Genomic DNA, 6,940 nt, shown 5'->3' with positions numbered 1-6,940 from the left:
GCCCGCCAGGGAGCTGGCGACCCCCCGCCGTAAGGACGGGCTGTGTAGTTTTTGTCTGTCATCGGACGTGAGGCCCCCTCGGGGCCGAACGTCCGATTCAGCGAAGAATGACTTCGAACGAAGGCAGCGCCGGATGGGGTGGATCAGGCAAGGAGGGGGAGGGTTATCCACAGGAAGGGCGTGATGCTTGAGAATTGACAACTATAGTTGTCAGGCCGTGCTTTGGAAACTATAGTTGTCGGATGAAGGAATTAATCCGAAGCGAGTCCTTTGACCGCTGGCTTTCTGACCTGCGAGATCGCCGGGCAATCGCCCGGATCGCAGCCCGCCTGGACAGGCTTGCGGCGGGGAACCCCGGCGATGTGGAGCCGGTCGGGGAGGGCGTATCAGAGCTTCGGATCAATTACGGGCCGGGCTACCGGGTGTATTTCATCCAGCGGGGGCCGGTTCTCGTCATACTGCTTTGCGGCGGCGACAAGTCCACCCAGAGCAAGGACATCAGGCAGGCCAAACTATTGGCCGAACAGTGGAAGGATTGAGCAATGGCACAGGAAAAGTTCGCCCGCTACGATTCTGCCGACTACCTCAAGACCGAGGAAGACATCGCGGCCTATCTCGAAGCGGTCATGGAGGAAAGCGGCGATGATCCTGCCTATGTCACCCGCGCCCTCGGGGCCGTGGCTCGTGCCCGGAACATGACTGCGCTGGCCCATGAGGTTGGCATGAGCCGGGTGGGGTTGAGCAAGGCGCTGTCCGGGGACGGAAACCCTACGCTGTCCACTGTGATGAAGGTTGCCAAGGCGCTTGGGCTGAAGGTTTCGATCCAGCCCGGCGCGTGAAGGTCCGGTTTTGCTGTGTCGGGAGACCCGGAAACCCCGCAGCGGCAGCCCATTCCACGTTTCGCCCTGGCGGAGGCTGATGGGCATACGCCCCGAAGGTGGATCAGCCGCTGCCAGCATAGCCGAAGTCGGATCAGGCCGAAACTCCCGCCCTGATTACAGATCAAAGTCCAGATCCTTTTCTCGCCGGCGGCCGAGTTTGAGTTCCTGTTCCTTGCGCAGGGTCTTGGTGCGGCGCTCGTGGTCCAGTTCCTGCTGCCTGACCCTCTCGTGGTGCTGGCGCTGCCGTTCCGCCTCGATCTCGGCTTGCTGGCGCTCATGTTCTGCCCGCTGGGCCTGTTCGTAGTCGTAGACGGTATCCACCAGTTCCTGCATGCGTCCGGTGGCTTCGTAGGCGGTCAGGATACGATCAGCGGTCAGACGGGCCTTCTCGCCGATGGCAACGACCTCATGGGCCTCTCGAAGGTTTTGTTCGGTGGCCTCAAGGCGGCGGGTGAGGCCGGCGATCTCGTCGGCCGCGTTTCTGGAATCGATGTCGTGACGCAGCACGATACCCGTGAGAGCCGCTGAGAGCTCCCGTGAGAGGCGTTCCCGGTATTCATGCTCCTTCTCACGCTTGAGACCGAGAAGGCCACCTGGGGCGCGTTCTGGCAGCTCTACGGTCATCGGCATGTCCTGCATGTAGCCGTAGACCTGCCGGACCCGCTCATGGGTGGCGTAACTGTGGATCATGCCGCGTTCGAGCTCGTGATGGTGGCCGACCTCGGCGGCAAATTCGGTCTGGAGTTCGGAGAGCTGCTTGCGCGAGCCGACGAAGCTGCGGGCATTGAGCTTGCCACGGGCATCGAGGGGAATGGTCATGACGGTCATGTGGGGGGTGGTCTCGTCGCGGTGAACCACGGCCGAGAGGATGTTTTCGACCCCGTGGCGGCGTTCCAGCCAGGCGAGCGCGTCGGCGAAATAGGCATCCTGCTGCTTGCGGGTCATGGCGTGCATTTTGCCGGGCGAGGCGCCAATGAAGTATTCCAGCCCGTGCACGGCGTTCTTGCGGATTTTCTCGGGGGCACGGCTGCGCCAGGCATCGAGGACGGCATCGGCATTGTCCGGGCCGACTAGGACGGTGTTCTCCGGGGTGCGTTCCAGATCGGCGTTCGGGGTGTCGCGTTCGCGGAAGGTGTGCTGGAGGCTGGCGCCCATGTTGCCGAGGGTCTTGATCTTGGCGACGCGTATGATGGCGAAGGCGCGTTCCAGGTCGCGCGGCGGGCGGCCGTAGCGTTTGAATTTCAGTTCGAGATCGGGGACGAGCTGGCCCATGGTCCGGCTCCGGTGGAAAGGGGAAGTGAGGGTTTATGTGTACTCACTAGACATTCCTGGACAAGCCCAAAATATCGTTCGCCCGCAAGAGCGGGAAGAACACATAAACCATCACCCCGGATAGCGCCTCGCACCTCGCCGCCCCTCGATCCTTGGCGTCTCGGGGCGGGCTGCTCCTGCACTCACCGTTTCGATTGAACATGCTGTCAGTTCATGGGTGTCGCTGCGGAATGCCTTCGTGAACTGAGACAGGATCATATATGAACCTTCCAGAGCAGTAAGTTACTATTTCTAAACAACATGGTAAGTCTGATATATAGTGCGAAGATAAGGTAGGTGTATCTAGAAAGATCGACGAAGAGCGCGCAAATATTCTCATGCTCGAAACGACTTGAGGATTTTTTCATGGTTGCTGTTGCCGACACTCTGGCCGTCTTGGCGGCATTCGATCCGCTTCTCGCGGCTCTCCTCGTCGCCTTCGCCGCGATCAGTCTCGCTGGTGTGGCGATTTGGGCTGCCGTCCGCCTCAGCATCTGGAGGGGCAAGGAATGATGATACCCATGCAAGACTGGGGACGCTTCCCCTCCGACTGGATCACCAAGAATGGACTTAAGCGTTTCTCGTGGGGGCGATGCGGTACGCGCGGCATCGCAGCCCTTCGTGTTTATGTCGCTCTTGCTCAAAGGCTGCGGGATTCGGACGGTGTGGTGCGCGCGAGCTACGATGCCCTTGGCGAGAACACGAACCTCGCGCGTGCATCGGTCGCAGCCGGCCTACGTCTGCTTGAAGAAGAAGGACTTATTCTCTCGGGTACCAGTGCCGGGGGAAAGGGCCGCTATCGGTTTCTGGAGTACGATCCCAAGCGAGGTTGGGCGAAGCTTCCAGCACAGAAGCTGTACGACGGCTTACAGTTTCGGCCCTTCAAGGCATGGCATATGCGTTCGCAGGTCGAACTGCACGCGCTGCGCCTCTACCTGCTGATCGCGGCACGACGGGACACCGGCTACAACGAGGCGTTCCTGACCTACGAAAAGATCCACGAGATGACGGGGATGAAAGACGCTCAGATCACCTCCGGGCTTTCCCAACTCAACAACAGTTCGATGGTCTACGTCGTTAACCATGACCGCGAGGGGCATGGCATGGCCCGAGGTTATCGTATCGTAGGGGTGGAGCCATACCGGCATCGTGGCACCACTGGACGAGACCTGACGGCTGCCGATCCCGATTCGATGGTGCCATTTTAGGTTCAGATCATGAAGCACAACGACGTTTCCCCACCGCATTTTGCCACGTTTTCTGGACAAGCTGTCATTCGGTACGCTGAGCACGACGGGCGGGCTTTGATTGGCGAAGGAGAGGCATCTTTCGAGACCAAATGGTCTGGTTCAAGCGGAACCAATATCATCGCCTACAACGATCCGCCTGGTACTCGCGGCATCGCCATAGCTGACGGTGCCAGAAGCGTGACCGACGTTACGCCCGACAGCATCGCCCAACTGGATTTTACCTCCCGCATACGCAGGCCAAGTGAGGGGCAGATTCTTGTCATCGAGAACATCCATGGTCGGTTCCTCGCCACCCAAGTGATCGACGTGATGGCAACTAGCCACGGCGACCCCGAAGACCGGCTCACGCTCCAATATCAGGTCGTTCCAACCGAACGAGAAATGCAGATGAGGCACGAAGCCATCGAAAGCACGAGCCGCGTTCAACTCCTTGCGCCGGTCGTTCATCGGTTCGGTCCGAGCGGGGATTTGCCGCCGATCACCTTACCCCTTAGCGTTGGCGATCGCGTATTCCTTCTTGGCCCCAACGGGACTGGCAAATCGTCATTCCTTCAGTCTCTTATGCAATGGCGAAATTCGGGAGCCAGCGTGATCCGCGTTGCAGCTCATCGCCAGATGTGGACGGAAAGCGGTGCTATTGGGATGACCGCCGTCAATCGTGAACAGCATGAGAAAAACGTCTCACATTGGGACAGAGACGAGAAAGCGCGATATTCCGACCGAGGTGGCGCAGAGCGTGTTCATGCGCTTCTCTTCGATCTGGTGAACGAGCAGATTCGCTTAGATCAGGAAGTTGCGAGACATGGGCGGGCAGACCCAGATGGTGTACAGTTCAAGCTTGCCCGTTCCGAAGAGACGCCCGTTGATAAACTTAACCGCCTCCTCGCGTCAGCCCAACTCAAGATCGCCGTCAAAGTAGATGGCCTCCGCGCCGTGCAAGCCCAGCGCGACGGCGGCGGATCATTCGATTTTGCGGAAGTTTCGGACGGCGAGCGTGCGGCCATTTTCCTCGCAGCAACCGTGTTGATCGCGCCGCCCGACGCCGTTCTCCTCTTAGACGAGCCCGAGCGGCACCTGAACCACGCCATCATCGCCCCGCTGCTGCGCGACCTCTTTGCCGAACGCCCCGACTGTGCGATGGTCGTTTCCACCCACGCCATTGACCTCGCCGTCGAGCATCCCCAAGCGCGGATGCTACTCATGCGTGATGTCCGGCAAGCCGGCCCGTCGGGGGAGATCGCCTGGGATTTCGATCTCCTTAATGCAGGAGAGGACATCCCGGAGAACGTCCGGCGCGACATCCTCGGTGCGCGGCGTCGGGTCCTCTTCGTGGAGGGGGCGGACGCCAGCCTCGACGGCGGCTTATACGCGGTCCTTCTTCCCGGCGTCTCGGTCGTGCCCAAGGGATCATCGCGCAACGTCATCGCCGCTACGAAGGGGATGCAAAGCGCTTCCGGCCTCCACCACATTCAGGTGTTCGGGTTAATCGACCACGACGGGCGGGACGACGACACCCGCGCCGAGCACGTGAACAACCAAGTGCATGTCCTAGGTTTGAACGCCGTCGAGGCTCTGTACTACTGCCCCGACGTGATCGACGCCGTGGCGGCAGCTCAGGCCGAGCACCTCGACGGGTTTGACGCCGCGATGATGCGGGCGAATGCCATCGCAGGCGCGGTGATCGAACTTGCGAAGGAGCGGGACCGTCTTTGCGCTCGCGCCGCCGAGATGCAGGTGAGCGAATGGCTTCAGCGGCAGGCTCCGACTTGGAAGGAAGTCCTAGCCGGGGGGCAGCGGACGATTCCACTCGACTTTGATGCCATCTTGACGACGGAGCAGGACCTCTTCGACAAGGCCGTCGCACAGAAAGACTTTGCTGCCCTTCTTCGCCGCTACAAGCTGCGCGAATCCGGCGCGCGAGGTCAAGTGGCCCAAGCGCTTCGGTTTTCGACCTACAAGGATTATGAAGGTGCCGTGCGGCAGCAGGTCCGCAAGAACCAAATCCTGCGCGATAAGCTACGTCGGTTTCTTGGTGGTCTACCTAAAGTTTTGGAAGGTTAGGTACCCTGTCGAGGCGCGCCCTGATTTCGTTGGAACTCCAAGAGCAATGGTCTGTCTCTCAGCCAAAAATGCGTTTCCAGAAGCCTTTCGGCTGTTCGGGGGTTTTCTGGTCCACCCCTTCGGGGGCAGGCAGGGCCATCGCCAGCCGCTTTGCCTGGTCCCGCCACTCGTCCCGCTCGGCCTTGGCCTCGGCAAGTGAAGCCTCAAGAATGCTCACCTTTTCCTGTAACAACTGGGTTTCAGCGGGGGTAACACATGGGGTTTCATGTCCTAACATTGGTGGGGTTTCATTGTTAGAGCGCGTTAGGGCTGGAAAGACCCGAAACAGCTCGGCCGGGTCTATGAGATAGCTGCCGGAATCCGACCGCTCGGCTGAAATCTTGCCTGATTTTATGGCTCTGGTGATGGTCGGGACGCTTTTCCCGGTCCGCTTGGCCGCCTCGCTTGCGCTTAGTTTCATGGGGTTACAGGGCCTATTTCATGTCCTAACGCAAGGGGTAATGTTACCCCTCATCGTTACGGCCAGTCGAGGGCAGGTCCGGCTCCATGCCGGGGAGAGACGGTTGTGAGACGGGGGGCAAGCCGGAGCCGGCAGGGATCTGAAGTTCCCCGAGCCGAGGCAGGTTGTGAAGCGCGGCCTTGGGTGCATCAAGCGCGCCAGCTTCCTGTTCATCTTCTGCCAGGAGCACATCAGCACTCAGGCGCGCATAACGCAGTTTGTCGCGGCCTTCTGTCCATGCCACACGGCTGTTGAGGACATAGGCATTCACCGTTCCGTTGGCACCGATCCTGTGAACCTCGATCCAGTTCCCGTCCTCGAGCGTTTTCAGGGCGCGCTTCACGGTCGAGGGCGAAGCCCCCATGAGACGCGCCAGGACTTTGTGGCTGGCAACGACCGCGTTCTGGTCACCGATATTGGCGGCGAGGACATGCAGCAGCGCAGAGGCTCCTGGATGCTTCGTGGCAAGACGCGCCCAAGCTTCATGTGCGGCCCGATCCGTCTGGACGAAGTGCCCGCGCTGTGGTCGCCCCGGCAGGGTCGGCCGCCCCACGGCCCGGTCTGATCCCAGCTCATCCATGACCTACCCCTAGCCCATCCGTGTCCAATAATCGTCCATGCATGATTCAACATCGAGCACGGATGGTCAATTTATTCCGTCAAAAATCGTTCACGCGTGCGCAAAGATCGTTCAGACCTAGGTCACAGCTTTGACCTAGGGGTAGGTCACAGCTGTGACCTACCCCCCCCCATCAAGGTATTGAAAACATTTACAGAAATTTATGTCTCTTCTTATGATCTAAAGGCAGGCAAAAAATGCACAGTCCGGGCGCGCTTGCGCGCCGGGGGGGAGCGCCCGCCAGGGAGCTGGCGACCCCCCGCCGTAAGGACGGGCTGTGTAGTTTTTGTCTGTCATCGGACGTGAGGCCCCGCAGGGG

General features: G+C 60.2%; 8 protein-coding genes. 5 read left to right on the top strand and 3 right to left on the bottom strand.

Going from position 1 to position 6,940, the window contains the following annotated elements; genetic code table 11:
* Positions 1-242: 242 nt before the first annotated feature.
* Both WMK75_RS17695 and WMK75_RS17690 read left to right on the top strand, forming a co-directional pair.
* Positions 243-539 (top strand): type II toxin-antitoxin system RelE/ParE family toxin, encoded by a 297-nt coding sequence (locus WMK75_RS17695; protein ID WP_347268908.1) that lies wholly within the window; start codon positions 243-245, stop codon positions 537-539.
* Positions 540-542: 3 nt separating this feature from the next.
* Positions 543-839, top strand: coding sequence for an addiction module antidote protein (locus WMK75_RS17690; protein WP_347268907.1), 297 nt, complete (start codon positions 543-545; stop codon positions 837-839).
* A 156-nt stretch (positions 840-995) separates the two neighbouring features.
* On the opposite strand, the gene mobV is transcribed toward WMK75_RS17690, so the two are convergent.
* The gene (gene mobV / locus WMK75_RS17685; RefSeq protein WP_347268906.1) at positions 996-2,153 is read right to left on the bottom strand and encodes a MobV family relaxase; all 1,158 of its coding nucleotides are present in this window, start codon (positions 2,151-2,153) and stop codon (positions 996-998) included.
* Between the two features lie 405 nt (positions 2,154-2,558).
* On the opposite strand from mobV, the gene WMK75_RS17680 reads away from it, so the two are divergent.
* Genes WMK75_RS17680 through WMK75_RS17670 form a run of 3 tightly spaced genes read left to right on the top strand, consistent with a single transcriptional unit; the run spans position 2,559 to position 5,503 of the window.
* Positions 2,559-2,705, top strand: coding sequence for a hypothetical protein (locus WMK75_RS17680; RefSeq protein WP_347268905.1), 147 nt, complete (start codon positions 2,559-2,561; stop codon positions 2,703-2,705).
* An 8-nt stretch (positions 2,706-2,713) separates the two neighbouring features.
* Positions 2,714-3,400 carry a hypothetical protein gene (locus WMK75_RS17675; RefSeq protein WP_347268904.1) on the top strand — a complete coding sequence of 229 codons (687 nt, stop codon included), beginning with the start codon at positions 2,714-2,716 and terminating at the stop codon, positions 3,398-3,400.
* Between the two features lie 9 nt (positions 3,401-3,409).
* Positions 3,410-5,503 carry an AAA family ATPase gene (locus WMK75_RS17670; protein ID WP_347268903.1) on the top strand — a complete coding sequence of 698 codons (2,094 nt, stop codon included), beginning with the start codon at positions 3,410-3,412 and terminating at the stop codon, positions 5,501-5,503.
* Positions 5,504-5,561: 58 nt separating this feature from the next.
* Here the strand turns inward: WMK75_RS17670 and WMK75_RS17665 are convergent, their stop codons facing one another.
* The gene (locus WMK75_RS17665; RefSeq protein WP_347268902.1) at positions 5,562-5,963 is read right to left on the bottom strand and encodes a hypothetical protein; all 402 of its coding nucleotides are present in this window, start codon (positions 5,961-5,963) and stop codon (positions 5,562-5,564) included.
* Between the two features lie 43 nt (positions 5,964-6,006).
* Positions 6,007-6,582: a helix-turn-helix domain-containing protein gene (locus WMK75_RS17660; RefSeq protein ID WP_347268901.1), complete on the bottom strand. Its 576-nt coding sequence runs from the start codon at positions 6,580-6,582 to the stop codon at positions 6,007-6,009.
* Between the last annotated feature and the right edge of the window lie 358 nt (positions 6,583-6,940).

Origin of the sequence: Paracoccus sp. (in: a-proteobacteria) (genome assembly GCF_039808215.1) — a bacterium.
Classification (GTDB): Bacteria; Pseudomonadota; Alphaproteobacteria; order Rhodobacterales; family Rhodobacteraceae; genus Paracoccus.
This window is presented reverse-complemented; position numbering and strand designations above follow the sequence as displayed.

What these genes read in the sequence shown, in the direction of transcription:
- WMK75_RS17695 (WP_347268908.1), top strand. Translation starts at nt 243, where the DNA reads ATGAAGGAATTAATCCGAAGCGAGTCCTTTGACCGCTGGCTTTCTGAC.
- WMK75_RS17690 (WP_347268907.1), top strand. Translation starts at nt 543, where the DNA reads ATGGCACAGGAAAAGTTCGCCCGCTACGATTCTGCCGACTACCTCAAG.
- mobV (WP_347268906.1), bottom strand. Translation starts at nt 2,153, where the DNA reads ATGGGCCAGCTCGTCCCCGATCTCGAACTGAAATTCAAACGCTACGGC.
- WMK75_RS17680 (WP_347268905.1), top strand. Translation starts at nt 2,559, where the DNA reads ATGGTTGCTGTTGCCGACACTCTGGCCGTCTTGGCGGCATTCGATCCG.
- WMK75_RS17675 (WP_347268904.1), top strand. Translation starts at nt 2,714, where the DNA reads ATGCAAGACTGGGGACGCTTCCCCTCCGACTGGATCACCAAGAATGGA.
- WMK75_RS17670 (WP_347268903.1), top strand. Translation starts at nt 3,410, where the DNA reads ATGAAGCACAACGACGTTTCCCCACCGCATTTTGCCACGTTTTCTGGA.
- WMK75_RS17665 (WP_347268902.1), bottom strand. Translation starts at nt 5,963, where the DNA reads ATGAAACTAAGCGCAAGCGAGGCGGCCAAGCGGACCGGGAAAAGCGTC.
- WMK75_RS17660 (WP_347268901.1), bottom strand. Translation starts at nt 6,582, where the DNA reads ATGGATGAGCTGGGATCAGACCGGGCCGTGGGGCGGCCGACCCTGCCG.